Raw genomic sequence first — 26,280 nt, 5'->3', positions numbered from 1 at the left:
CGCTGCCCGGCACCTTGGCCTGCTTATAGCTTTCCACATGGCTATGGGGCGTGGTGATGCGCCTTTTGCCTGCGGAGAACTCCATGACCTTGCTGAAACCCATGAGCGGCGATCTTGCCGAATTACACCGCCATGGTTCACTGCGTGAGCTGTATCAGCACCTGCTGTCCAGCGAGAAAGAGGAGGCCGCGCAAGCGGCGGCCACGTTTTTGCAGCAACAACTGGCCGCAGTCGAAGACGTGGCCACCGGGCTACCGCCAGATGCGCAACAACTGGCGCATTGGGTCGAGCAAAACTGCGTAGCGGTGGCGGCCGAATACGCCGACTACCTGGAGCAGCGCAAGCAAGGGGCCGTGCGCAGATATTTTCATAACAAGGCGCACGCGTTGCACACATTGCGCAGCGTGGCGCCAACCAAACTGGTCGATGGTGCCTGGCTGTACGGTGTGCTGGAGCACTGGCGCGACTACCGCTATAACGGCTTGATAACCACGTACCTTGAAGAGCTCGGTGATGGACAGGGTGCCCAGAACCATGTCGCCATCTACCGACGCCTGTTGGCCGAACATGATTGCGAGAGCGACCAGGGGCTTGCCGACGAACACTTTCACCAAGGCGCGATCCAGTTGGCACTAGGCTGTTGCGCCAGTGACTTCATGCCCGAAGTCCTCGGCTATAACCTTGGCTACGAGCAATTGCCACTGCATTTGTTGGTCTGCGCCTACGAACTCATTGAGTTGGGCATCGACCCTTATTATTTCAGCCTTCATGTCACCATCGACAACGCCAGCACCGGGCATGCCCGTCGGGCTGTAATGGCCGTAAGCGAATTGATGCCGGTGGGGATGGACCCACAGCTGTACTGGAAGCGGGTCGCCCGGGGTTACGCGCTCAATGATCTAGGCACGAGCACCACTGCGGTCATAGGCGCCTTCGATTTGGAGCAGGAGTTGTTGGCAATGCTCGAACGCAAGCGTCCTTTTGGTCAGCACATGCACTCCGACTACGCCAGTTTCGAGGGCAAGACTGTCAACCAATGGCTGAGCGAACCTGGGCAAATGCCCAACTTTCTGCGCGCCCTTCAAGGCAAGGGCTGGATCCAGCGTCATCAGGACCCGGCAAACAGCCGTTTCTGGCAGTTGATCGACGGGGCTGGAGCGGCGATGTTTGGCGTGTTCAGCGGCTTCGAAAAGCAGCTGATACACGATTGGATTGCTGGCGACTGGCAGGATGGTCGTCGTCGTTGTGCGCGACGACGTATTTCCAACGTGGCCGCTCAGGAGTTACCCGAGGATGCGGAAACCGAAGCGCTCAGTGCATCGCTCAAAGGCCAGCCCGCCGATGCGCAGATTGCGCTGTTGATGCCTTGGCTCGGCCCACAGCGTCACAGCCGTCCTGCCGGCTTGTTCGCTACGCGCCGCTTTATCGAGCTACGTACCCGTTTGCGCTGACCCGCCAAGGATGCCGCCATGGTTGATTTCGTCAAATGTCCAGAACGCCCGCTATACCCACATCAGCCTTTGGCCGACCGTGCTCTGCTTGGACTGGGTCGACGCTTGCAGGCTGATGGCTACCGCTTCATCACCCCAACACCCTTGACCCACCAACGCGTCAACAATCGCCCCAACAACCCTCGCAACGAAGACCTACGCGGTGTTTTTGGCTGGTCGAGGCCATTCGAAGCCAACCTGTTTTCGGCAACCGACCTGGCCGTACTAGAGGAGGCCGGTATTGTTGAGAAATACGCCGGCTTGTATCGCAGCACTGTCCGTTGGTCCAGCCTTGGACCCTTGTTGCTGGCGCATTCGGCGTTTCCCACGACTGAGGCCGACGCGGTATTTTTCGGGCCTGACAGCTATCGCTTCGCCAGTTTGATCGAAGCACACCTGCTACAGCATTTCACACCCGTTCACCGGGCGGTGGACATTGGCTGCGGTGCCGGCGCTGGCGCCCTGGTGCTGGCGCGGGCGCGCCAGGACGCTGAGGTACTGGCGTTGGATATCAATCCGCGGGCCCTGCGCCTTTGCGCAGTCAATGCCGAACTGGCCGGGGCCACTAACGTCAGCATCTACCACAGCGATGTGCTCAACAGTGTCGAAGGATGCTTCGATCTGATTCTGGCTAACCCGCCTTACATGAACGACGTGCAACAACGGGCTTACCGGCATGGCGGCGGTGCCCTGGGTGAACACTTGTCGTTACGCATCCTCGAGGAGTCACTACCGCGACTGCAAGTTCATGGCACGTTGCTGTTGTACACCGGCGTGGCGATGGTGGCAGGCAGCGACCCGTTCCTGGCTGCTGCACAGCGCCTGCTGACCGACGCCAATTTCGCCTGGACTTACCGCGAACTCGACCCCGATGTCTTCGGAGAAGAGTTGGAAAAGCCCGGCTACGAGCAGGTCGAGCGGATTGCGGTAGTAGCCCTGACCGTGTCGCGGTTGCGCTGATGAGCGCCAAGGGTGTTGTTCAACGCTTTGGAATCGAGGAGGAATACTTCATCACCGACCTCAAGACCCGACGCATGCTGGCAGCACCGGATGAACCTGTGCTTGCAGCTTGCCGGGAAGCTTTGGACGGCGGTTTTGCCTACGAAATGTTCCAGGGCCAAGTCGAGCTGGCTTCGCCGGTGTTCACCCAAACCGATCAAGCCGCCGAATACATGAGCAAGGCGCGCGCGAGGCTCGATCAAGCATTGGCCGAGCACGGCCTGGGGTTCATCTGCGCCGGCGCCCATCCGCTTGCCGACTGGCGTGAACAACAGCAAACACCGCAGAGCCACTTTCGTGAACTGTTCGCCGAGTTTGCCCTGGTTGCACGGCGCAGCGTGTTGTCTGGCCTGCATGTTCACGCCGAAATCCCCGCAGGGGTCGACCGTATCGCGGTAATGAACGAAGTACTGCCCTGGACGCCGCTGTTGCTGGCCCTGAGCACGTCTTCACCGTTCTGGGACGGCGTGAACAGCGGCTACATGAGCTATCGCCAGGCGCTCTGCGATGAATGGCCACGCATGGGCATCCCAGAACATCTGGCCAATGAAACGGCATTCGCTCAGTACCTCGACACACTCCGGCAAGCGGGCGCCATCGCCGCCAAGGCCAATGTGTGGTGGGCGATCAGACCTTCTTTGAGCTTTCCCACCCTGGAACTGCGCATGACCGATGCTTGTCCACGGTTGGCTGACGCGCTACTGCTGGCAGGGCTGTTTCGGGTAATGGTCCACCACGCCTGTTGTCAGGCGCAACCGGGTAGTGGCTACACCGCGCCGATAGGTTGGTTACTCAAAGAAAATCGTGCCCAGGCTCGCCGCTGGGGACGCCATGGTCGCTATGTGCTCGCACCTGCCGGCGATACGCTGACACTCGAGCAGTGGCTGGATCAGGCCAGCGATACCTTCGATTCGAGCGCTCAAGCGTTGGGCGAGGAGGGGTTGTTCGACCAAGCCCGACGGCTGTTGCGCGCAGGGACCAGCGCCGAGCGGCAACTGCGTTGCTTTGATGTTGCTGCCCACACCCCGTCGCCGTTAATGGCAGTGGCCGAGCAATTACTTGAGGAAAGTCGCCAAGCCCTTTGATGCCAGCGATCGCCCTGGCCTCCGGGGCAGAGGAGGGTGGGGCGATCGCCTGACGCTTTTGAGCGTTACAACGATACCAGCACGTCGCCTTGGGATTCACTGAGTACGTGCTTGGTGATGCTGCCTACCAACAGCTCTTCCAGTGCACTTTCACCTTGCTTGCCTATCACGATCAGGTCGCAGTCCAACTCCTGTTCCTGCTCGACGATTCGCCAGGCAGCGTCACCATGCACCACCACCTGCCGCGCATCGGGCACCCCAGCCGCTTCGCTCAAAGCAGCAAGCTGCTGTATCGCGTCCTTCTTGATCACGTTGCGGTAGTGGGTGAGGGTGTCATGGTCTACATGGGCGAAACGCATACTGCCCTCGAAGGGTGCTTCGAACACGTGCAGCAGAATGATTTCGGCCTGCGGTGCAACGGCTTTGGCCAGCTTGATCGCGCGTAGGGACGACGGCGAGAAATCAACCGGCACCAGCAAGGTTCGGTACTCGCGACGTGGCGCCTGTTTGACTACCAGTAGCGGGCAAAGCATGCGGTTGAGCATGCGCTGGACAGTCGAGCCCAGCAACAAGTGACGAACCACGCTCTGGCCCTTGGCGCCACAGACCAGCAGGTTGATGCGTTTGTCCTGCACCACACGGGTAATTTCGGTGATGACCGAACCTGGCACAACATGGCTGCCCGCGCTGACGTCGTAGCGCTGGAACAGGCTGTCAGCCTGCTCGTGGGCTTTTTCTTTGGCACTGGAAAGGGCCTTGGCCAGCAGGTCGTCATCAGGCGCAACAATCTGCTTGAGACGCTCGAATGGGGCAGGATTGGCAACATAGAGCAAATCCAGCGAAGCCGCCAACTCCTTGCTCAATAATGCCGCGCGCTCTGCCGCGTGACGGGCCGAGGCGGACAGGTCGGTGGCAACCAGTATATGGCTCAACTGGGACATTTCGGTCTCCTTATGCAGTACTGCGTTCCTGAATCCACGAAGTCGCCTTCGCTGACGCGTTGGCTGGAGTTCGCTGCGATTCGTGCTTGCAGCCATCCTCGCGCGATTGGCGCTCGACGTCGTGACCTGCGTCAACGATAGGACAGCGACGTCGCAGACAAGTAAAGCCGATATCCACAATTGCGCCTGAGCAGGGGAACTCGAAGCACCGCTTACGGTGCCTAACGCGTGGCTGACTGTACAAGGGCCTTCAACGGAATATGTTTTGCCAGGCAATCAACACCGTACAGACCACCGCCAGCGCCGCAATGGCAGTGAAGTATTCGATCCCCACCAGATAACTGATTTGCTGGTTAACTTGTTGGCCGACATAAATCAGAGCCATTTTCCCGGCCTGTGCACTCTCGTGGTTTTGGCCAAAATGCCGGGCCAGGGTATCGACATAGCTGCCAAAGGCCGCATCGGCATGGGTCAGGCGCAGGTTGAGCAGGTTATATTGCTCAGTGCTTCGCCATTGGGAAAACAACGTGGCCAGGCAGGTGCCCAGGGCCGTGAAGATTTCGCGCAGCATGTTCTTGACCTGCTGCGCATGGGCAAACAACTTGTCGTCGTGGGCCACGTCGGCGAAGGCCTGGATTGCTGTAGTGGGAATCACCAACATAATGAAACAGCCGTTAAGCGCCAGTGCCGGCAGAATGTGCCCGACGAGATCGGTGTCGGGCGCGACATGCGACAATAGCCACGCGAAGCTGCCCAGGGCGATGAAACCGGCAATGTGAAATTTCTTCGACCCGGGATGGGTATTGATGATGCGTAGCATCACTGCCCACGTTACTACCGTCATCGCCAGGCCCAACGACTGCTGCTTGCCGATAGTTTCCCAGGCATAGCCCATGCCGGTTTGCAGGAAGGCCGGCAGTATGAAGTTGTTCGCACCTTGCACGACGTAGGCGAAGCTGAACACCGCCACACCGAACACAAACCGAGGCTTCTGCCACAGCTCCCGCACCATAAGCAGTGGCTTTTCATTGCGGTGTTCGGCATGAAAATAGCTGTAAACGGCAAAACCTGCTAACGCGCAAAAGATCCCGAATATCGCGCGGTCGTCATAAAAGTTGTAATACGAACGCTGGAGTAGATACAGCAGAAAGAACGACGCCACCGCCAACAACAAGATGCGCCCTAGATTGGAAGGGCTGCGTGCGTCGTCGGCATGGGCATCTGCTGGCAAACACCGGCAAGCCAATATTGCCACCGTAACGGTGACCGCAATGAGCAGCCAGAACATTATTTGCCAATGGTCCTCGGTGACCGCCAGTGACGCCAGCAACGGCGCCAATCCAGTGCCTACGGCGAGCCCTGCGAAGAACGCCTTGACCCCACCAAAGCGCACCGATCCAGCGGGCAACTGGTGAACCAGCACTCTAGCAGTAGTCATGAATGCTGCGCCGCCCAGGGCCATGATCACCCGCCCCGCGGTGAACATCCCAAGGTCATGACTTGCCGCACACATCAGGCAGCCCGCGATGTGCACCACAATCGAAGCGTGAACATAATGGCGCAGCCCCATGCGTTCGATGAACCAGTGCTTCTTGGCAATCATGACCACGGCAACGCACGCATACAGCGCAGCAATGAAGCTGTACTCCTCGGGACTGGCATCGATTTCGCCACGAATCGGCGCAGCAGCGAATGACACCATACCGATCTGCAGAAACTCGACAAGGTTGAGCAAAAAGATGATCGCTAACAAGGCGTACCGATGGCTCATAACATTACCGGCCCGCCAAAGCGGCCTGAGTGGTGGTGTTGGCATGAATGACCTGCGCGACGCGGCGATCGGCCTCACGCATTTCTTGGTCAAAGACATGGGTCTGATAAGAGTCGTCCAAGGCAATTGCGCTGCTCACTTGCGTACCCCGGTGATCGCGGGTATCGACCTTGGCGTGCATGGTCATGCCAATGCGTAGCGGCTGCCGCAGCAGTTCGGCGCCTTGCAGGGTAATGCGCACCGGTACGCGCTGGGTGACCTTGATCCAATTCCCTGTCGCATTCTGTGCAGGCAGCAGCGAGAAAGCACTGCCGGTACCAGCATCGAGGCCGGCAACGCTGCCGTGATATTCAACATTGGTGCCGTAGACTTCTGACGTCAGTATTACCGGCTGGCCAATGCGCAGGTGTTCAAGCTGCGACTCCTTGAAGTTGGCGTTGACCCACAATGAATCCAGTGGAACCACCGACATCAAGGCCAAACCCGGGCTGATGTGCTGGCCTGCCTGCACCCCGCGCTGGGTTACTGTGCCCGCGACCGGCGCGGCTATGGTCGTGCGCAACAGGGCGATATAGGCGTCGCGCAAGTCGGCAGCTGCCGCGAGCACTTCGGGGTGGCTTTCCAAGTGGGTACCATCGACCAGAGCACGGCGCTGGGCCAGTACCTGCTGAGAAACAACCAGGGCAGACCGAGCGTTCTGGGCGATGACCTCGGCATGACGGATCTCTTCCTTTGAAACGGCGCCAATGGCTACCAGCTGTTGACGCCGGGCGAGGTCAGCGCGGGCCTTGGCCAGGTCATTGCGGCGCTGATCAAGCTCCGCATCGAGTTGCTGCACCTGCAGGTACTGAGTTCGGGCCTGGCGGGTGGCACGCGCCAATGCAGCTTCAGCACGCTTGTAGCGGATCTGGGCATCCACGGGATTAAGGCGTACCAACACCCGGCCAGATTCGACATGGTCGGTGGTATCAGCTTCGATACCGATCACCGTACCGCCTACCTGACTGGTTACCTGTACCACGTTACCCTGCACATAGGCATCCTCGGTACTTACAACGTCGGAGTCCAATACGATCCACGATAACGCAGCGATCAGCAGCACAAGGGCGGCAACGAAAATGGATAGGTCGTGTCTGTTGAGCGACAGGGAAAGCTTGGGCATAAATGCACTCGGCAATTAGCAAGGAAAGAAGAGGGCGGGGCAACTTCGCAGCGGGGATTTCAACCACGGGGAGGCGAGTCCAAATCACGACACAGGAACGCATGTAGTGCGGTAAGCGACTGAATCTCCGGCCATTTTGCGACCAGCTGCAGCACCTTCACCAATTCAAATTAATGCGCATTGCCTGCACTTTTTTTGATATCAGTGTGACTTCACTCATATTGATAAGAGAGTTCAATAATTTGCATTTAATCTATTTCCGGCATCGGCCTACCATGCCCTCTGCATCGCATTGACTGCGAAAAGGAGTTGGTCATGTCTTACCCCTCGCTGCAAACCCCGCTGGCAAAATCCCTCGGTTGCCGCTACCCGCTCATTTGCCTGGCAGGGCCGCAGGTCGACCAAGCCGAGTTTGCAGCTGCCATCGGCAATGCCGGTGGTTTGGGCTGCATACAGACGGCGAGGGTAACGAGCGCTCAGCTACAGCAGCAGGTTCTTGCCTACCAAGCCCTCAGCCAACGTCCATTTGCGGCGATCCTCGACTGCACGTGTACCGCACGATCGCTACATAACGAACAGATCCAGGCGTGCCTAACGTTGCAGGTACCCATCGTGATACTCGCGCCAACTGTGCAGAGCAGTGTGATCGAGCAGTTCAAACGCGCAGGCGTGCAGGTACTGCAGCAGGTCAAGCAATCCAGACAAGCCATACATGCGATGGAGGCGGGTGCCGATGCGCTTATTGCCCAAGCAGATCGAAGCAGTCCCAACCTCGCTTATGAACTGGCCCTGTTGAATAACGCTCCGGTCATCGCCGCAGGCGGAATACGGACCGGCAACGCAGTGGTCGCAGCATTGGGCCGTGGCGCGCAAGGGGTGCTGTGCCAGTTGACCGGATACGCCATCGACAACTTCCAGGCGCGAGAGCATTACGCGGGGCGGCTGGCGCAACTGGTGGATGAAGCGAAGGTGTGCATGGCGCTGGAGGGCGGAGAGTGTGATGGCCGCTTCAATCGATCGATGGAAATGGCGATGGCGTACCGTGCGCGCAAGGGGTCGGTGGCGGCGCAGGTGGGGCTGGGAGAGGGTGGAATTGTGTAAACGTGCGAGTACCTGCATTTGTTTGCGAATTAAACATAACTCAACTAAATAGTCATTTAGTTGAGTTATGTTCCACGCCTAGAACGGAGCAGGGCAGTAGCGTACGTTCAGCCTCAGTTATGTTCAATGGCAGCGTGTGGAAATTCCTCACGCAAGGCCTCATTCAACCACTCAATAAACCATTCAGCATCTTCCGAAAGCGGCTGTGGTGGCGTGAGCACTTGATAGGTTTCGAGTGCGATTGCTGCCTCGGTAATACGTACCAAGGCGCCGTCTGCCAACTCATCCTTGACCAATACTTCGGTTGCCAAGGCAATTCCATGACCGCGCGAGGCTAAATTCAATGCAATATCGTTGCTCATGTGTGAGGCATTTGAACTGACCTTTAGCGGTAACTGCTGCGCCGCAAACCAGCTGTTCCACCAAGTACCATCGTCGACGTGAATCAGGTTACAGCTCGGCAAGTCCTGTACGTGCGGTGATTTGCCCGACAACGTTGCCAGGTACGCCGGCGAACAGACCGGGAAAACCTGCGGCTTGATCATGGTCAGAAACACTCCGACGTGCTCTCCCGGCAAGCCATAGCCGATGCCCAAGTCTGCCTGGCGAGCGTCTACCGAAGTGAATGATGCATTGGGCTCGATGGCAAGCTTCAGGCCGGGACGTAAGCGGCGCAATGCATCGATATGCGGAGTCAGCCATCGCGAAGCAAACGCTGGCACACACAGAATACGTAGCCAGCGCTCTTGCTGCCGGCGTGCGACTCGCGAGCCAGCATCGGCGAGAAGTTTCAACGCTTGGGACGCAGCCTGATGGAACTCAAGCCCGGCTGCAGTGAGAGTGACGCCGCGTGGCGTGCGCTCGAGCAGTTGCACTCCCAGCCAGTCCTCAAGGTTTTTCACATGCCGGCCAATGGCTGGCTGAGTGACGTGCAGGGCTCGAGACGCGGAGACATAACTGCCCAGCCGGGCGGCTGCCTCGAAGGCACGAATCGCATTGAGTGGGGGAAGCCGGTCGCTGGGCATGACGATCACTGTTGTTAGTTTTTTTAATATCTAGCCGGACTTTATTGTTCTTTTCCCGTTCCGGCAAGTTGATAAGCTCGAACGTGAATGGCGGAATAACATTGATAGTCGAGGAAGTACTGATGTTACCAAGAACAATAAAAAGGCAATCCACCCACGCTGTATCGGTATTGGCACTGAGCATCGCTGCATTGGGATTAACACACAGTGGTCTCAGCCTGGCTGACGGACAAACCGCACATTGCGGCGTTCCGGGACTGAAAGTTTGCCCACAACCTTTCGACAAAACGCTACCCGACCCGCACAACATGCTGACCTGGGATCAACCCACACGGGTAGTGGGTTTTCGCAACACTTACCGCTTGTACGAAGGCGATGTATTCAGCAATCAAGGCGCCAAACCTTCGCTTTTATCAGCGTCCAACACCCCATTACCAGCCATTAGCTACGCAATGGATGGCACTACCTACAACATCGATAACTACATCACTAACCAGAACGTCACCGGGCTATTGATTCTCAAGGATGGAAAGGTCGCCTACGAGTATTACGGTAAGGGCAATACCGAAAACACCCTGTGGACCTCGCGTTCAGTTGCTAAATCGGTGGTCAGCGTGTTGGTGGGTGTGGCGATAAAGGAAGGCAAAATCAAGTCGGTAAACGACAAAATCACCCTTTATATCCCTGAACTTAAAGGAACAGCTTGGCAAGATGTGACGTTGCACCAACTGCTACAGCACACCTCAGGCGTGGTCTGGGATGAAAACTACGCGTCACCTGACTCCGATTTCTCCCATATGACTCAGTGTGAAGCCAAGCCTGCACCATACGATTGCGTATTCAACCTGGTCAAATCAGTGAAACGCAAATCAGGGGTACAGCCGGGCGAAATCTGGTCCTACAACACCGGCGGCGCCTGGCTGGTGGGCCGTGTACTGGAAAACGCTACAGGCATGACTATCGCCAAATACCTTGAAAGCCGCGTATGGAGCCGTTATGGCATGCAGCAAGATGGCGTCTGGCATGCGTTGGTCAAGGACAAAGTCGACATGGGTGGCCACGGTTTCAACGCAGCGCTGCGTGACTGGGGCCGCTTTGGCCAGTTCGTGCTCAGCGGCGGCCAGTTACCGTCAGGTGAGAAGATTTTGCCTGCAGACTGGATTGCACGTTCGACGCACTGGACGACTGCCAAGGGTTCGGTAACACCATCAGCGCCCAAGGGTCAGTACGGATACCAATGGTGGTACTCCGCACCGGCACCTGATGCCAATGCCGAGCCAAAGAAAACCGCCACCAGCGAACAAACGTTTTGGGCATTGGGGATTTATGGCCAGACCATCGCGATCAATCCAGCGGAGAAATTGGTCATGGTGCAATGGTCGACGTGGAAGCATGCAGAAACACCGAGTTCGCTATACGACGAGCAGGCGCTGTTTGTGAATGCTGTGAGTGAAGCGTTGGACTCAAAGCAGTGATGAGGTAGGAAGCGGAAAATGGGTGGCGCCAGGATTGAAATCTGTCCTGTCACTGCCCGCGTGCTGCTATGGGTTGCTACGCATAATGTATATTATGTTAAACGAGGTGCTATGTTAGAAATGTTCATGAAGCTCATAAGGCGCTGATTCGACAAATCCGTGTCTGGTATCCGCTCTCTCAACGCACCATGTACTCCGTGTTCATGGCGCGTTATTGAATCAGACGTTTTTGCTCGGCCTGGGCCGATCATACGAAGCGTTCAAACCGATACGGCGCCGGATCGATGATTGGCTGATTGCCTGAGACGATATCCGCCGCCAGTTGCCCCGCTGCTGGCGAGGTGCCGAAGCCGTGGCCCGAAAAACCGGTGGCTAATGTCAGCCCTGGGATCTTGGCGACCGGCCCGATCACGGGGATCGAGTCCGGGGTAACGTCGATAGTGCCCGCCCAGGCTTGCTCGATCTGCGCGTGTTCAAAGATCGGCCAAGCGGCTTTGAGGTTGTTCATCGCATCATTGTTCAGCGACATATTGGCTCTAGGGTCCTGCACCCTGACGCGCTCGAACGGTGAAACGTTCGCCGCCTTCCAGCGCCGTGCCAGGGCAAGGTCCTTGAAGAATGGCTTTCCGCACGAGATCTCCAGATAATCGCGCTGGGCACGAAACGCCGGCAAGTAACGTGTGCCCAGCAACAAGTGATCCAGGGTCAGGAAAGCATCGAGCTTGCCGCGCTGGGTAATGATGAAGCCACCGTCTTTGTGCTTGCGGAACGAGAAGTCTGGCGCACCGACGGCGATATCGGTTGGCCCCTCCATCGGCTTGGTGCGCAGCACCGAGCACACCAACGGCAAGGTCGGTAGCTCAACCCCGTGGTTACCTAAAAAGCGGCGCGACCAGGCACCGCCTGCGAGCAACACTTGGTCACAGCTGATCTCGCCTTTCTCGGTTACCACACCGCTGACCTTGCCAGCGGCAGTCACCAGCGTGCGCACGGCACACTGTTCAAAAATCAGGGCCCCTTTAGCCATTGCCGCTTTGGCAATTGCACTGGAGGCCAATGTTGGCTCGGCACGGCCGTCGGAAGGCGTGTAAATGCCGCCCGCCCAGTTGCCTTTGCCGCCTGGTACCAGGGTTTCGATTTCGCGCTTGCTGAGCAAGTGCGAGTCAAGCTCCAGCGCACTAACCGACTTCAACCAGCCTTCATGCATGGCCATTTGAGTTTCGTTGCGGCCAACGAACATGATGCCCGCCTGGCGGTAACCAACATCGGCACCGACCCGCTCCGGCATTTGCGCCCACAAACGATCCGAGGCCTGCGCCAAAGGAATATCTTCGGCGTGGCGGCTGGTTTTACGCACCCAGCCTAAGTTGCGCGAAGATTGCTCTCCCGCCAGACGGCCTTTTTCCAGGACAACCACTGGAATGTTGCGCTCAGCCAGTGCTAATGCAGCGGTCAAACCAATGATGCCACCGCCGATAATCACAACTGACGTGGACGAAGGAAACTCGCTTGAAGTGTGCACTGAGGCAATAGTAGGTGCCATGACAAAGACTCGACTAACGCTGTTTAAGACCAGGTATGCGGGAGAGCACTCGTATCCATCTGCTATTTCGCTAGATTGATTTCCACTACATTGGCACGTGATGCATTGCGGTAGGCAGTAACTTCCAACTCGACTTTGTAAACCGTGGAACCCAACGGTGGGCACGTCACGGTGCTGGCCGGGTTGATTCCCTTGAACTTTTCGCCTATCAGGGTCATGACCGTCGCCACGTCTGCAGGATCTTGAATAAACACACGCGAGCAGATCACGTCGGCGAGGCTGGAATCCACAGCCTTGAGCGCCGCTTCGATGTTGTTGAACACCTGACGAGTCTGTTCAACCACGTCTTCGGAGATCAGCTTGGTTTCGGGGTGTCGACCTGCGGTGTTAGACACGTAGATCCAGTTATCGACTGCGACCAGGCGCGAATAACTGCCCATTTCTTCGTACTTGGAGCCGGTTTTAACCTTGATGATTTCGGTCATGCGTCATACCTCTTCAATTCACTAAAACTGTATTAGCTAAGTACTGGGGTTTCCCACAAATTCAACTTGACGCCAATACCTTTTGCGATGGCATTGCGGTACACAACTGTGCCCCAGGCAACGTCTTCAACCGGCATACCGCCTACCGACATAATGATAATCTCTTCATCATTTTTACGGCCTGGCGCTTCGCCGACAATAATCTTACCGATGTCTTCAAGTTCGTCAGCGGTCAACTTTCCTTCCGCCAACATATCCATGAAGCGCACGCCAATAACAGGCACACAGTTATGCGCAGGTTTTGGCAATTCTTCGAACCAGGCGTGATAAAGACCGGTGTTATCGAGCACTTTGCGGATATCCGGTAGTTCCATTCCTTCATCCAGACGGCAACTTGCAGGCATGGCCATGAAGGCACCTGGCTTGACCCATTCGCGTTTGACTTCTGGATAAGCCAACGGGTCGCCCGTTGCACCAGAACTGCAGTAAGTGACCAGATCAGAGTCCCGCACTACTTCTTCCAGGGTTTGCACAACATGGATGTTAACGATTTGTGGGTACGTTTCTTCAACCCACGAAATAAAGTCGTTAAGGCTTTTTTCTCCACGTCCTTTAATCTTGATGGTATCAATCAGTGGGCACACGGCAATAAAGGCTGCCAGGGTGGTTTTACCCATGACGCCTGGGCCCAACAGGCCGACTACCTTGGAGTCTTTACGGGCCAAATGGCGAGCGCCAACCCCCGGAATTGCCCCGGTACGGTAGGCCGAAAGCAAGTTTGCCGACATATGCGCAAGCGGCGCACCGGTGTCCGGATCATTAAGAGTGAACATCAGAATCGAGCGGGGCAGGCCTTTTTCGCGGTTAGCGATGTTTGAGCCGTACCACTTGACGCCTGCGGTGCAAAAATTACCGCCTAAATAGGCAGGCATGGCCATCAAACGACGATCAGCGGTCGGTTTTGGCATCTTCGGAAATGGCGAGCTTTCAGGGAAAGTGACCATTGCGCCGTGCGAGTCATTATTAGGTCCGGCCATACGATAGTCGCCTTCGTATAGCAAACCAAACATCTCTTCCATTGTATCGACACAGCCGGCCATATCGGTTACACCGGCGCGGATCATGTCTTGCTCAGAAAGGTAGATAAAATCAATATTTGTATTATTAGACATAATTTTTCTCAGACTGAAATGATACAATTCCGAGAAAGCGCACGGACACGCCCTCCCCTCAGGTTTTCCAACCTGGTTGCTCCTTCAACATAGGGGTTAAGTATACGGAGCCCATTATCTGGGTATTGTATATTTCGGACATGAGCGAACGGCCTGTCATATTTTTATGGTACGGCCATTGCATAACAATAAGATCGTTTGTGGTAGGTCCACTGTATGAAAAAAGCGCATAGCCAAACAGTTGCTTTAAATACCTTTGAGCAGCCGTGGTTCGTATTGAATTCCTCTCACTATTCGGCAATAGCGTCCGTTCATCCGGCTATTTCTCATTTCTATTCATTGGATATTGCGCAGTCGAGCAATCTAATGTTTGCCGTGCCCGATGGCTGCGTGGATATAGTCGTCGATTGCGACAGTACCCGCCCCACTGCCCGCGTGTGTGGCACGCCGTTGGAAGCCAGGCAGGTGGAACTGCTGGAAAACCATCATTATTTCGGCGTGCGTTTTACCCCAGGGGTCATCCCTGGGTTTATCAATGCGCTGGCGCAAGAACTGACAGAACAGGAGTTGAACCTGCTGGACGTGACCCCGCGGGCGCAGGGCTTTTTCGACGAAGTGATAAACACTGCGTTGCTCAGCGAACAAATCGACGCCTTCAACCGGTTTTTGGTACCCGATGCGTTGTGCAAGACATCCGTATTGACCGCCTCGGTCATTCGCACGGTGTTGCAACACAAGGGTGATATCCGTATTCAGCAACTGGAAGAATTGAGCGGCTACACCACCCGCACCATTCATCGCCAATTCAGCCAGGACACCGGGATGACGCCCAAAGCGTTCTGCCGAATCATTCGCTGCCAAGCGGCGCTGAACGCCATCAACAGTGAAGAAGACCTTTCATTTTCGGAACTGGCGATGGAGCTTGGATTTACCGATCAATCGCATTTTTTGCGTGATTTCAAAAAGCTGGTCAGTACTACGCCCCATGTCTATCAACAGCGCATCACGCAAGGGGCGTATAACCAACGGATCATGCAGTCCCGTCATTCGTCGCCGGCAAGATCAGCTCCCACTGGGTTCGATTGCAGCCACTAGAATTCCCCGCAGCGTTTAACATCAGTGGCGAAAATCAATGACGGGGTGTGTCAGATGGGTGCTCGCCAAACAGCATTTTGTAATACCCGGAAAAATGCCCCAAATGGGTGAAGCCGAAATCACTGGCAATCCTTGCTACGGTCACCTCATTGGCGCAGGTCATGCGCAGTCGCCGACGCGCCGCGTTGAGCCTTACCGAGCGCAAGTACTCAACCGGACGCAAGCCGGTCACACTTTGAAAACTGCGTTGTAGCGTGCGCCGACTGACGTTCAGTCGTTCGCACAACTCCAACACTGAAATAGGCTCATCGTTATAGGCCAAGGCCATTTCCTGACTTTGCTTGACCAGATAGGCGCTAACCACATGATTGCCCGCACGCCCTTCTTCGCATTCAACCCGGTGGTCGAGCAAATCGAGCATGCACTCCAGGGTTAGATCTTCCAGCAAGTTTTCCGGCAGCGCATCGTTTTGCAGTGCAGCGGTGACCACATCCTCAAGTCGCTTACGCACGGTTTGCAGCACTTGCTTGCGCAATTCCAAACGCGAAACCCGCGCCAGACGGCGCATTTCACTGTCTGAAAATTCTCTGGCAGCCAGGTTTTCCAGACGAGAGGCTTCCACGGTGATCGCCAACAGGTCCATCCCATCGGCCGCCTGCACGAAAAACTCCTGACCACTGTGAAGAAGCGTGACACTTTCGGTTCCCAGGCTTTTGCCCTGAAACACGGCCGGCTCCCCGGAACACATGGGCATCGCCAGGCACAGTCGGCCCGGCGGCGCCAAGCCGCGCTGGACTACACGCTTATTCAACGACTCCTGAAATATCTGAAAGCGCTCTCCGGTCACGTGCTTGAGCACCGTTTGCACCGGTCCCGTGCTCAATTGATCGTAGGTTTGTTGCCAACCCACGATCGCACCAGCGTGCAAATGGACATCGTCAAAGCTTTTCATTTGGGCAAACATCGCCATCGGTAACACCTGTTATTGACCTGTAACAGAATGTAAGCAAGCTGCAGGCCAACACAGATGACCCAGCGCTGCCGCCCATCTATATTTAGAACGGCACCGCGACGGTCAGTTGGCTGTAGACGTTGGTACCGTTGCCGTTGGACTGGTTGCCGCCGGTGCCCAGCGCACGATCTGGCTGATACAGACCCACCAGAGGGGTGATGATCAGGTTTGGCGAAACCACCCATTCGGCGTACAGATCGAGTTCGTCAGCATCCTGGTTCAGCTGGTCGCGACCACCAATGGTGTTGAAGTTGAAATACAGCACACCCAGGGTCAGGGTTTCGATCGGGTTGACCTTGAGAGCCAGGTGCTTGATTTCGGTATTGCTGTTGAACGGGCCGGCATAGTTGGCCGCCACTTCACCCTGGAACCAGGTGCCGTAGCCGGTGCTGTAGCCGGTGAACAGTGGGTCCCAGTTCTGCGAGTAACGGGTGTAGCGCGCAGTCAGGCTTGGGGTCCAGAACACATCGGCAAAGCGGTAGCCTGCTTCGGCGTACCAGCCGGTTTCTTTGTCGCCCTTGGCGTCTTCAACTGCGTATTCGAAGGCGAAGTTGGCGTTTTCAATCCCGGCGTTGCCATCGCCACGGATGCTGTAGACATCCATGCCGTCGCGGCGCTGCTGGAACTCACTGGCCCACTGATCGACCACGTCCAGGCCGTGGATGTAGGTCAGGCCAAGCGTGCCGATGTCCTGGGTGTATTCCAGGGTACCGACTGCAAGCTCGGTTTCGGCTTGTGCACGGTTGTCCGATTTGAGCCAGGCGGCGCTGCCGTGCAGGCCTTCGCTGCCGCCCAAACGAACCACTGCGGTGCGATCAAAGGAGTGACGCGCACCCAAGTAGTACGCACCACCCCGGTTTAATTGGCCGTCTGCTAGGCCCTTGCCCAGGTTCGGGCCATCATCGTTGATCAAGAAGCCTTGGCCGGCCTTGAAGATCTGGCGCCCGAAAGACAGATCGACGCCATCTTTGCCCAGCGCCGAGAACACATCTCCCGAACGCCAGCCGAGCGATGCATCTTCGATCTTGGTGGTGCGCTCGCTGCCATCGGTGAAACCTCCGGCGTCGCCATCGCCCCAGGTGCCGGAAGACACCAGACCAAAGGCGCCATAGGCGGTGCCCGCAGTGCCCAGTGCGGTATCTGCCTTGACGCCGTATTTGATGAAGCCTTCTTGCCAGTGCGAACCGCCCTCGGTTCCATCATAGTTTTTACGGCTATTGAACAGGCCGTAGGCTGCCAGACCTTCGAAGCTGACGTGGGTGTCCGGGGTGTCGATCAGCGGGATGGCCTGAGCATTTTGACAAACAGCGGACACAGCAATACTTGCGGCGATGCCGCACAAAGCGAAGCGCGAAGACATGGTCGAATTCCTTAACTACAGATTTTTGCTTTTGTTGGTTGGCAGTCAAGCGAGGCGCCCTGCGCAATCTGCGTTGCGCGAGGGCTTTTTGAGCGCATCGGCCACGGTGATGGGCCGATGCGTGTGGCCAGGTCAGGCGGCGTTGTTGCCCAGGCCGCTGAACCTCAAGGGCGCCGTGCTGCGCAAGCGTGCAGCCAAGAGGATGCCCGCCAGTGCGGCAATCGGCACCACGGTGCACAGTGCCAGCGACATGGTGGTGCTCGCCCCGGTCAGCACATCGAAGTGGATGATCGCGGTGATCAGCACCGCCAGCAGCGCCACACCCGAGAGCGCTGGCAAAATGAAGCACTTGAGCCTGCTGTCGGCCAGCTGCGGGTTGGCCTTGAAGAAGCCGATGACCGCAAGCGAGGTCAGCACCATCAACAGGATCAGGCACAGGGTGGCGACGTTGGAGAACCAGGAGAACAGTTGCAGCACCGGGTCTGCACCTGCCAGGGCAAACACCGCCAGGATGCTGGCCGCGATCAGCGACTGCAGGCCGGACCCCAGGTGCGGGCTTTGGTGTTTTCTGTGGGTAGTACCGAGTTTCTCCGGCAGCAAACCATCGCGGCCAATGGCGAAGAAATAGCGTGCAGCGGCGTTGTGGAAGGCCAACAGCCCGGCAAACATACTGGCCACGAAGAGGATGCGGATGGTGCCCGTCAAGGCAGGGCCTACATAGTGATCAGACAGCGAGTACAGGAACGTGGTCGGATCTTGCAGGGACTGCAGCGCTGACACGATGTCATTAGCGCCTGCGCCCACCACCATGGCCCACAGCGACAGGGTGTAGAAACCGCCAATCAACAGGACCGATAGGTAGGTAGCAAGCGGGATAGTGCGCTTGGCATTCTTGGCTTCTTCACTATACAGCGTTGTCGCCTCAAAGCCGATGAAGGCTGCGAAGCAGAACAACAGGCCAATGGACGGGTTGCCGCTGGTGACATGGGTCGGGGTGAAGGAGTCGAGGTTAACGCCATGGGCGCCGCCGCTGCTCAGAATCGCCACATCGAGAATGATCATTGCAATGTATTCGGCGATCACGGTGATCGACAGCACGCGAGCCGACAGGTCAATGTTGCGGTAGCCAAGGCAGGCAATCAGGCCCAGCGCTGTGGCCGAACACAACCACCATGGCACCTGGATGCCGAACACTTCTGCCAGGCTCCCGGCGACGATGGCGCCGAACAAGCCGTACATGCCCGCTTGCAGAATGTTGTAGGCAACCATGGCCAACACCCCTGCCGCGCCGCCCGCCATGCCACCCAAGCCACGGGAGATCAACGCGTAGAAGCCTCCAGCGTGGGTGATGTGGCTGGCCATACGGGTGTAGCCCGCCGCGAAGCACAACAACACAAGCAGAGTAAGGATCAGTAAAGCAGGCGTACCCGCGCCATTGCCAAGCATGATGCCGATGGGGAAACCGCCGGCCAATACGCTGAGCGGGCTTGCCGCTGACAACACAAAGAAGATGATCATGGCAACACCTAGGCTGCCACGCCGCAGTTCCTTCGAGGAACTATCGCGCAGGGATTCGCTCATGTTTTTATACCTTATTTTATGAGGCAGTCTTTGCGGGGGTTGAAAGCCGCGTCGCTCTTGCACACAGAGCGGGCGGCGAATAATTGTTTTGGGCCTTCAGGTTAAGGTCGATGCTAGGCTGCGCGCCGCGTGGCGGCTATCCCAAATTGGCCGCATTTAGCCTTACAACAGGGGTTCGAACAACAATCGACGGAAGGTAATCGACCAAGCGGTGCGCACTGTGTCGGTGTTGAGAACCACTGTGATCTGGCGCCCTACCCGCTTGTCTTTCAATCTCAATCAGTACCGGATCATCACCGACTTCAATTCGGTAAACGCATCGATGAATGCGCTGCCAAATTCACGCCCCACACCCGACGATTTACTGCCGCCGAACGGTACCGCCGGGTCGAGGAAGGTATGCATATTGACCCACACCATGCCCGACTCGATGCGCGGGATCATGCGCAGGGCCTTGGACAAATCGTTGGTCCAGATACTGGCGCCCAGACCATAGGGCGTGTCGTTGAGCAACTCGATTAGCTCTTCGTCGCTGTCGAACGGCAACAGGCAGACGATGGGGCCGAAGGTTTCTTCGGTGAGGAACAGGTCTTTCGGGTTACAGGCGCGCAACAAGGTCGGCTCGACAAAGTAGCCCGTGCCGCCCACGGTTCGCCCGCCGGTGATAATTTCCTGGCCGTCGCCCAGGCGCTCGAAGTAGCTGACGATTTTGTCGTAGTGGGCTTTGTTGGCCAGCGGGCCGAACTGCACGCTTTCATCCAGTGGCGAGCCGATTTTCAACGACGCCAGGGCCGCGCCCAGTTTTGCCGACAGCTCGTCAATGCGCGAGCGATGCACGTAGATGCGCTCGGGCGAGGCACAAATCTGGCCCTGGTGGGTAAAGGCGGTCATCAACAGCCCCGGCACGACTTCATCAAGGTTGACGTCGGCCAACAGCGCCGCCGGGTTTTTGCCGCCCAGCTCCAGGGTAACGCGGGTCAGCTTGGCCGTCATCGCTGCAGCGCCCACGGCGATGCCGGTCGGCACGGAGCCGGTGAATGACACCTTGCGCACGTCGCCATGCTCGGTCAGCTGTTGGCCAATCCGGCCAGCACCGGTTACCACGTTGACGGCGCCATCGGGGATGCCGACATCTTTGGTCAATTCGACAAGGCGCAAAAGGCTCAGTGGTGAGAATTCGCTGGGCTTTAGGACAATGGTGCAACCGGTAGCCAACGCCGAGCCGAGTTTCCACACGGCGATCATCAGCGGGAAATTCCACGGCACGATACCGGCGACTACGCCCAACGGCTCGCGACGGGTGAACGCGGTGTACTGCTCACCGTTCATCGAAGGCAATGACGGGATGATGCTTTCACCGGTGATTTTGGTGGTCCAGCCAGCGAAGTAACGCAGAAACACCGCCGATTGCGCCACTTCCAAGCCTCGGGCGACGTTGATCGACTTGCCCGAGTTCAAGGCTTCAAGCTGCGCCAGTTCTTCTCCATGCAGCTCAATCGCATCCGCCAGCTTGTTCAGCAACACGCCACGTTGATAAGGCGAGGTCTGCGCCCAACTGCCCTTGAACGCCCGCGATGCTGCCGCAACGGCCGCATCGACTTGCGCTGGGGTCGCATCAGAAACCCGAGCAATCGACTGCTCGGTGGTCGGGTTGATAACTTCGGTGACAGCGGCCTGCTCGTCCACGGTGGTCACACCGTCGATGAAGCTGCCCAGGGGCTTGGCCAAAAACGTCACCACGCTATCAAGAAGCGCTACTTCGCTCATCAGAATTCACCTTGTTATTGTTGGGTATTAGCCGCTGGCACCGGCAAAGGCGCCTCGCTGTTCCACGCACTTACAGGACGGCCGAACAAGTTTTCGGTTTGAAAATGCGCCATGCGCCATTGGCCGTCTTCGCGTGCGAAGCGCACACTCAGCCGGGCCGCATTGAGGTGCGAGGTTTGGCTTGTGAAAGTGCTGGTTTGCAACATCACCCAGCTGCCATTGGCCTGGTCACCGTCAACGTCAATCAGTTCACTGGTAAGAAAATGCACATTCAGAGCGAAGTGCGCCGGCGGTTTCATGTAGGTGGCGAACATGTCGCGGATTGCCTGGCGCCCACGGTAGCCGCCAAAGCTTTTTGCATACTTGACGCCCTTGCCTTCCCAGATCGCCGCGCGGGTAAACAGCCCCGCCAGTTCGTCGAGCGGTGTGTTGGCGTCCAGGGCGTCACACAGCACCATGTAACGATTCATGCAGGCACGCACGGCCTGTTGCGACTCGAAAACGTGCAGACGTTGTTCCAATGCCAGGACATCGCTCATCGCTGTGCCCCGGCGCAGATGCGCTGCAGCAACAGCGTAGCGGCCGCCAACAAGGCCTCGTCATCCCCTTTTGCCCCGATCAGTTGCAGACCGACCGGCAAACCTTCGGGGCTGGCCAGTGGCAAGGTAACGGCTGGGTGGCCGGACAAATTGAACGGGCGCACCAGCGAGGTCATGCCCAACACCGCGCGAGTGTCGGCGGCATCTTCAACTCGCAGCGGGAAGTCCGGCATGGTTGGCAACACCAGTACATCGAATTGCTGTAGTGCCGCATCGACTTGCGCGGTAAAGCGGTCGCGCACCTGCTCGGCATCGGCAATGGCTGCATCGGTCATGGTACCGGCAGCTTGCAGACGACCGGCGATGTCTGCACCGACTTTGCCAGCGGCAAGCAGATGGCCGCAGGCGACGTGGGTTTCACGGTTGATAATGACCATGCCGGCGCTGTAGGCCGCTTCAAAGTCTGCGCATTCAACCGTCTCAGTATGTTGGCCACTGGCGCTCAAGGCGGCCTGAACCACTGCGCTCACCGCTTTGCTCGCCGGTACTTGCAACACGCCGATGTTCAGGCTGGCAGGTGCAGTGGCAGGGCTGAAGCTGGGGTCAATGATTGCCATCGCCGTGATCAGCATCGGCAACGAGGCGGCGAAAGGACCAACACAATCGAGTGTTGTCGCAGCCGGTATGACGCCCTGGCGACTGACCCGGCCAAAGCTTGGCTTGAAGCCGAACACACCGCAGCAACAGGCCGGAACGCGCACCGAACCTCCGGTATCGGTGCCCAAGCTGAAATCCGCCAGCCCCGCTGCCACTGCCGCCGCCGAACCACTGGACGAGCCACCAGGGATCAGCTCTGGGAAACGCGGATTGATCGCGGTGCCAGTGTAATGGTTGATCCCTGTAGTACCAAAGGCCAACTCGTGCAGGTTGGTTTTGCCGGTAATGCGGCAACCGGCGTCCAGCAGACGCTGCACCACATCGGCATGCTTCACAGCGGGTGTGGCCTGTTCCAGCGCGCGGCTCGACGCGCGGGTGGGCGAGCCTGCAATGTCGATGGTGTCCTTCACCATCACGCTGGGGCCAGCGCCACCCATGTTCAAAGACTCAACCACGATTGTCATTGCAAAGACCTCGTCTGCGGGAGGACGCACGCGCGTCAGTAGCGGCTAAAATTGCTTATTTATACGTGAATAGTCAACTGAATATTCACGTATAAAATTCAGTTTATTTTGCTTGAAAATCACGCAAGCCCTCAGCGCAGCGGCATGCGCGCTTAGGTCGCAGGCAACAACAGGGTGTGCTTATTACGGGAAAAGTCTATTATTAGCCCTCACTCATCGAAGCCAGTCATTTATGAGCCCGACGAAAAAGCGCCACAGCCGCTACGACCCCTCCAGCGAAGGTTTTCGCAAAGAGGATTTCCCGTTTTATTGGCTAGCGCGCGTACACGGTCAGTACACCCAAAACATGGAACGTCTGCTCAAGAAGGTCGACCTCGACGTCGCCAGATGGCGCGTGTTGTGGATCCTCAATCAGAACGGCCAATCGAGCATTTCCGAGATATCGACCCACGCCATTGCCAAGCTGTCGACCATCACCAAGATCGTCTACCGCATGAAGGACGACGGCCTGGTCGATACCGCGCAAAGCCCTGAAGACGGCCGCGTCACCCAGGTGTGCATTACCCCGCAAGGCCTGGCGATGATCGAGCGCATGCAAGGCGCTACCAGCGAGCTGTTCAAACGCAGCTTTGCCGGCCTGAGCGAAAGCCAGGTCGAACGCCTGAACAAGACCCTTGAGACCGTGTTCCACAACCTGGAAAGCTTCTGAGCCCAAGGTTCTTCATCCATCGGGGCGCCTACAGACTGCAGTGAAGAAGAAAAATGCCCAGGGAGCAGCTGGGCAAAGAGGTAACCTAGTCTCTGTCAGCAGGCCTTTGAGGCTTCACCGAGGCGGTGGTAGGCGCGGTTGAAGTACACCAGTCCCTCGTCTGAACCGCCGTGGCGAATCGCTTCAACCTCGCAATAGAAGATGCTGTGCGAGCCTACTTCATGCACTTGGGCAATCCGGCAGTCAAAGTTCACCAGTGCGTCGAGCATCACCGGTGCACCGCTTTCAAGGGTTGTCCAGCTGGTCGTGGCAAAGCGCTCATCCATGGACATTGCTTTATTGGCGAACGCCCCGGACTGCGCTTGATGCGCCCCCGACAGCACGTTCACACAGACCACGGCGTTGGCCTGGAACTGCGCATTTGACTGTGAGGCGCGGTTCATACACACCAGCAAGGTGGGCGGCGAGTCGGTGACGCTGCACACGGCGGATGCGGTGAAGCCAAAACGTCCGGCATGACCGTCGGTGGTAATTACCGAGACAGCGCCACCGAGCAGTGCCATTGCATTGCGAAAGCTGGTTAGATCAACCATGAGTGTTCTCCTCAAATGTCCAACACGAGTTTTTTTGACTTGGCACGTGAGCAACACACCAGAATCTGGTCATTGCCGGCCTTTTCTTCGTCGGTCAGGTACACGTCACGGTGATCCGGTTCACCTTCCAGCACGTCGCACAGACAGGTACCGCACACGCCTTGCTCGCACGAGATCTCGATCTTGATGCCGACCTGGGCCAATGCATCAAGAATCGATTGTCCCTCTGCCACTTCAACGGTTTTACCGCTGCGGGCGGCAACCACTTCGAAGCGGGCGCCGCTGGTGTCTACTTCGACCTGGAAGTATTCCTTGTGGATGTGGTCTTCGGTGTAGCCCTGTTGGCGGGCACCGCTCATCACCCAGTCCATGAAACCCGATGGTCCGCAGGTGTACATGTGCACCCCGGCTGCGCCCTGGCCTAGCACACTTACCAGGTCGAGCTTTTGCTCAGCGCCTTCATCGTCGAAGTGAGTAAACACACGCTCGGCGAACGGCGCGTTTTGCAGCTCATGCAAGAACGCACTGCTGCTACGGGCACGGCCACAGTAGTGCAGCTCGAAATGCTCACCACGCTGATGCAGGGCGTAGGCCATGGCGATCATCGGCGTGATGCCGATACCGCCACCGAGTAGAAGGGTGCGCTGGGCATCTTCGACCAGTGGGAACAAGTTGCGCGGCGTACTGATCTGCACTTCGCGTCCTTCCAGCAGGGTCTCATGTACACCCTGCGAACCGCCGCGTGAGGCGGGATCTTTCAAAACGCCCAAACGGTAGCTGCTGACGTCTTGCGGGTTGCTGCAAAGCGAGTACTGGCGAACCAGGCCAGGGGCGACATGGATGTCGACATGGGCGCCGGCTTCGAAGGCAGGCAACAGCGCGCCGTCGGCACGGGTCAGGTCGAGGACCACCACGCCGTCCCCTTGCAGCTCGCGCTTGCTCACCACTACATCCAAAAGTGCTTCATTCATGGCTAATGCTCCATGTATTCGAAAGGGCCACCGAGGTGGCCCGGTATTGGCTCAGCGCATGAACAGGCCGCCGTTCACATCCCAGGTCGCCCCGGTTGTAAAGTAGGCTTCAGGGCGCGCCAACTGAACGATCAAGTCACCGAGAAAATCCGCATCGCCAAGGCGCCGCACCGGAATATTGGCCAACAAGCCGTCAAGCTTCTCGGCGGGTACCGCCGCGCGCACTGCCGGGGACTCAATCGGTCCCGGGGCAATGGCGTTGACGGTGACGCCACGGCTGGCGAACTCTTTGGCAAAGATTTTGGTCAGGGTCACGATTGCCCCCTTGCTTGCCGCATAGTGCGCCCCGGTGGCGGTGCCGCCGTTCTGCCCGGCGAGCGAGGCCATGTTGATAATTCGCCCGTAGCCAACCTCGGCCAGGTACGCACCGAGCACCTGGCAGGCAAGGAAGATGCTGCGCAGGTTCAAGCCCACCACGGCATCGAACTCCTCGGGGCTGATCTGCATCAGCGGCGTGGTCTTGGTCACGGCGGCGTTGTTGATCACAGCGTGCAGGGCGCCAAAGCGCGCCAGCACCTGACTCAACGCATGCTCAAAATCAGCCTTGATGCCGACATCCAACCGCACCGCCAGCGTGCGTTCACCGCTCGGGTCGAGCAGTTTGGCGCTGGCGTGCGCGGCCTCAAGGCTGCGGTCAGTGACCACCACCTGATAACCCGCTTGCAGCAGCCTTGCGCAGAACGTTTGACCCAGGCCCTGCCCTGCGCCGGTCACCAATGCAACGTGGCTCATGGGGTGTCTCCTTTAGAGGATGTAGCCGATACCGGCGAGGTAATCGTCACTGTTGATCAGGCTGATCAACTTGCGCTGGATCTTGAAGACACCCTCGGCGCGTACCAGCTCGTACGTCAGGTCGGCGGTGTAGTGCTTGAGGCTTTCCTTACGAAACTCGCGCACGTTCTGTGCACAGCGCACGGTTAGGTTCATGCCGTCGTCGACCAACACGCGAAAGCGCGACAAGCTGCGCACAGTGCGCGGTTGCGGGCTGGTGGAGATCGACTCGCCGCCAATCAAGCGTTGCACACGCAGCTTGCGCATGTGGTGATCGTCATAGGCGTAGTTCAGGGTGTTCTCGTAGTCAGTTTCTTTCGGGTTGATCGGGATGATGTACGTCCCTTTTTCCGTCCACAGGTTCAGCCAGGTGTCGTACTCGCCGTGGTCGAGCATGTCGCCTTCCTGCCAGATGAAAGCGGTCACTTCTTGCAATAGTTGCAGGTTCATAA

General features: G+C 57.6%; 24 protein-coding genes. 7 read left to right on the top strand and 17 right to left on the bottom strand.

Translation table 11 applies throughout. The annotated features are described in order from the left end of the window. Nucleotides 1-83 precede the first annotated feature (83 nt). The 3 genes from V0R60_RS02045 to V0R60_RS02035 are packed head-to-tail and all read left to right on the top strand — an operon-like array spanning nt 84 to nt 3,574. Nucleotides 84-1,451 carry an iron-containing redox enzyme family protein gene (locus V0R60_RS02045; protein ID WP_330078505.1) on the top strand — a complete coding sequence of 456 codons (1,368 nt, stop codon included), beginning with the start codon at nt 84-86 and terminating at the stop codon, nt 1,449-1,451. Nucleotides 1,452-1,469: 18 nt separating this feature from the next. After that, the gene (locus V0R60_RS02040) at nt 1,470-2,450 is read left to right on the top strand and encodes a class I SAM-dependent methyltransferase (protein WP_330078506.1); all 981 of its coding nucleotides are present in this window, start codon (nt 1,470-1,472) and stop codon (nt 2,448-2,450) included. After that, nucleotides 2,450-3,574 (top strand): carboxylate-amine ligase, encoded by a 1,125-nt coding sequence (locus V0R60_RS02035; protein ID WP_330078507.1) that lies wholly within the window; start codon nt 2,450-2,452, stop codon nt 3,572-3,574. The genes V0R60_RS02040 and V0R60_RS02035 overlap by 1 nt, the downstream gene beginning before the upstream one ends. A gap of 65 nt (nt 3,575-3,639) precedes the next feature. Here the strand turns inward: V0R60_RS02035 and V0R60_RS02030 are convergent, their stop codons facing one another. The 3 genes from V0R60_RS02030 to V0R60_RS02020 all read right to left on the bottom strand — a co-directional run bounded on the left by V0R60_RS02030 (nt 3,640) and on the right by V0R60_RS02020 (nt 7,448). Further along, nucleotides 3,640-4,515, bottom strand: a complete 876-nt coding sequence (locus V0R60_RS02030; RefSeq protein ID WP_330078508.1) for a universal stress protein — start codon at nt 4,513-4,515, stop codon at nt 3,640-3,642. 250 nt (nt 4,516-4,765) lie between these two features. Further along, nucleotides 4,766-6,286: an MFS transporter gene (locus tag V0R60_RS02025; protein ID WP_330078509.1), complete on the bottom strand. Its 1,521-nt coding sequence runs from the start codon at nt 6,284-6,286 to the stop codon at nt 4,766-4,768. Between the two features lie 4 nt (nt 6,287-6,290). Then, nucleotides 6,291-7,448 (bottom strand): HlyD family secretion protein, encoded by a 1,158-nt coding sequence (locus V0R60_RS02020; RefSeq protein WP_136476076.1) that lies wholly within the window; start codon nt 7,446-7,448, stop codon nt 6,291-6,293. A 315-nt stretch (nt 7,449-7,763) separates the two neighbouring features. Between V0R60_RS02020 and V0R60_RS02015 the strand changes: the two genes are divergently transcribed. Continuing rightward, nucleotides 7,764-8,549, top strand: coding sequence for an NAD(P)H-dependent flavin oxidoreductase (locus V0R60_RS02015; RefSeq protein WP_136476077.1), 786 nt, complete (start codon nt 7,764-7,766; stop codon nt 8,547-8,549). A 113-nt stretch (nt 8,550-8,662) separates the two neighbouring features. Here V0R60_RS02015 and V0R60_RS02010 read toward each other — a convergent pair whose 3' ends face one another. After that, entirely contained in the window at nt 8,663-9,574 is a 912-nt protein-coding gene (locus V0R60_RS02010; protein WP_330078510.1) for a LysR substrate-binding domain-containing protein, read from the bottom strand. Between the two features lie 11 nt (nt 9,575-9,585). Here V0R60_RS02010 and V0R60_RS02005 point away from each other — a divergent pair, with 11 nt between their 5' ends. Beyond that, the gene (locus V0R60_RS02005) at nt 9,586-11,049 is read left to right on the top strand and encodes a serine hydrolase domain-containing protein (protein ID WP_330078511.1); all 1,464 of its coding nucleotides are present in this window, start codon (nt 9,586-9,588) and stop codon (nt 11,047-11,049) included. A gap of 247 nt (nt 11,050-11,296) precedes the next feature. Here the strand turns inward: V0R60_RS02005 and V0R60_RS02000 are convergent, their stop codons facing one another. The 3 genes from V0R60_RS02000 to V0R60_RS01990 form a co-directional block, all read right to left on the bottom strand. Then, complete coding sequence (locus V0R60_RS02000) at nt 11,297-12,592, bottom strand: NAD(P)/FAD-dependent oxidoreductase (RefSeq protein WP_330078512.1); 1,296 nt, start codon at nt 12,590-12,592, stop codon at nt 11,297-11,299. A 62-nt stretch (nt 12,593-12,654) separates the two neighbouring features. After that, a complete protein-coding gene (locus tag V0R60_RS01995) occupies nt 12,655-13,077 on the bottom strand; it encodes a RidA family protein (protein ID WP_136476080.1) in 423 nt (140 codons plus the stop codon). A gap of 32 nt (nt 13,078-13,109) precedes the next feature. Next, the gene (locus tag V0R60_RS01990; RefSeq protein WP_330078513.1) at nt 13,110-14,249 is read right to left on the bottom strand and encodes a tyramine oxidase subunit B; all 1,140 of its coding nucleotides are present in this window, start codon (nt 14,247-14,249) and stop codon (nt 13,110-13,112) included. Nucleotides 14,250-14,465: 216 nt separating this feature from the next. Here V0R60_RS01990 and V0R60_RS01985 point away from each other — a divergent pair, with 216 nt between their 5' ends. Then, complete coding sequence (locus tag V0R60_RS01985; RefSeq protein ID WP_330078514.1) at nt 14,466-15,344, top strand: AraC family transcriptional regulator; 879 nt, start codon at nt 14,466-14,468, stop codon at nt 15,342-15,344. Between the two features lie 34 nt (nt 15,345-15,378). On the opposite strand, the gene V0R60_RS01980 is transcribed toward V0R60_RS01985, so the two are convergent. The 6 genes from V0R60_RS01980 to V0R60_RS01955 form a co-directional block, all read right to left on the bottom strand. Beyond that, nucleotides 15,379-16,314 (bottom strand): helix-turn-helix domain-containing protein, encoded by a 936-nt coding sequence (locus V0R60_RS01980; RefSeq protein WP_330078515.1) that lies wholly within the window; start codon nt 16,312-16,314, stop codon nt 15,379-15,381. 85 nt (nt 16,315-16,399) lie between these two features. Further along, nucleotides 16,400-17,716, bottom strand: a complete 1,317-nt coding sequence (locus V0R60_RS01975) for an alginate export family protein (RefSeq protein ID WP_330078516.1) — start codon at nt 17,714-17,716, stop codon at nt 16,400-16,402. A gap of 132 nt (nt 17,717-17,848) precedes the next feature. Continuing rightward, a complete protein-coding gene (locus tag V0R60_RS01970; protein WP_136476084.1) occupies nt 17,849-19,297 on the bottom strand; it encodes an APC family permease in 1,449 nt (482 codons plus the stop codon). 279 nt (nt 19,298-19,576) lie between these two features. Further along, nucleotides 19,577-21,064: an aldehyde dehydrogenase family protein gene (locus tag V0R60_RS01965; RefSeq protein ID WP_330078517.1), complete on the bottom strand. Its 1,488-nt coding sequence runs from the start codon at nt 21,062-21,064 to the stop codon at nt 19,577-19,579. Nucleotides 21,065-21,078: 14 nt separating this feature from the next. Next, nucleotides 21,079-21,603 (bottom strand): nuclear transport factor 2 family protein, encoded by a 525-nt coding sequence (locus V0R60_RS01960; RefSeq protein WP_330078518.1) that lies wholly within the window; start codon nt 21,601-21,603, stop codon nt 21,079-21,081. Beyond that, entirely contained in the window at nt 21,600-22,724 is a 1,125-nt protein-coding gene (locus V0R60_RS01955) for an amidase (RefSeq protein WP_330078519.1), read from the bottom strand. The genes V0R60_RS01960 and V0R60_RS01955 overlap by 4 nt, the downstream gene beginning before the upstream one ends. A 232-nt stretch (nt 22,725-22,956) precedes the next feature. On the opposite strand from V0R60_RS01955, the gene V0R60_RS01950 reads away from it, so the two are divergent. Further along, the gene (locus V0R60_RS01950) at nt 22,957-23,433 is read left to right on the top strand and encodes a MarR family winged helix-turn-helix transcriptional regulator (protein ID WP_330078520.1); all 477 of its coding nucleotides are present in this window, start codon (nt 22,957-22,959) and stop codon (nt 23,431-23,433) included. A gap of 95 nt (nt 23,434-23,528) precedes the next feature. On the opposite strand, the gene V0R60_RS01945 is transcribed toward V0R60_RS01950, so the two are convergent. The 4 genes from V0R60_RS01945 to V0R60_RS01930 are packed head-to-tail and all read right to left on the bottom strand — an operon-like array spanning nt 23,529 to nt 26,278. Further along, nucleotides 23,529-24,026 carry a flavin reductase gene (locus V0R60_RS01945; RefSeq protein ID WP_136476089.1) on the bottom strand — a complete coding sequence of 166 codons (498 nt, stop codon included), beginning with the start codon at nt 24,024-24,026 and terminating at the stop codon, nt 23,529-23,531. 11 nt (nt 24,027-24,037) lie between these two features. Beyond that, a complete protein-coding gene (locus V0R60_RS01940; RefSeq protein WP_136476090.1) occupies nt 24,038-24,997 on the bottom strand; it encodes a PDR/VanB family oxidoreductase in 960 nt (319 codons plus the stop codon). 51 nt (nt 24,998-25,048) lie between these two features. Continuing rightward, nucleotides 25,049-25,789, bottom strand: a complete 741-nt coding sequence (locus tag V0R60_RS01935) for an SDR family NAD(P)-dependent oxidoreductase (protein ID WP_330078521.1) — start codon at nt 25,787-25,789, stop codon at nt 25,049-25,051. Nucleotides 25,790-25,801: 12 nt separating this feature from the next. Next, complete coding sequence (locus tag V0R60_RS01930) at nt 25,802-26,278, bottom strand: aromatic-ring-hydroxylating dioxygenase subunit beta (protein ID WP_330078522.1); 477 nt, start codon at nt 26,276-26,278, stop codon at nt 25,802-25,804. Between the last annotated feature and the right edge of the window lie 2 nt (nt 26,279-26,280).

Origin of the sequence: Pseudomonas auratipiscis (assembly GCF_036324085.1) — a bacterium.
GTDB lineage: Bacteria > Pseudomonadota > Gammaproteobacteria > Pseudomonadales > Pseudomonadaceae > Aquipseudomonas > Aquipseudomonas auratipiscis.
The sequence above is the reverse complement of the archived record's forward strand: the minus strand, read 5'-3'. Positions and strand labels throughout refer to the sequence as shown.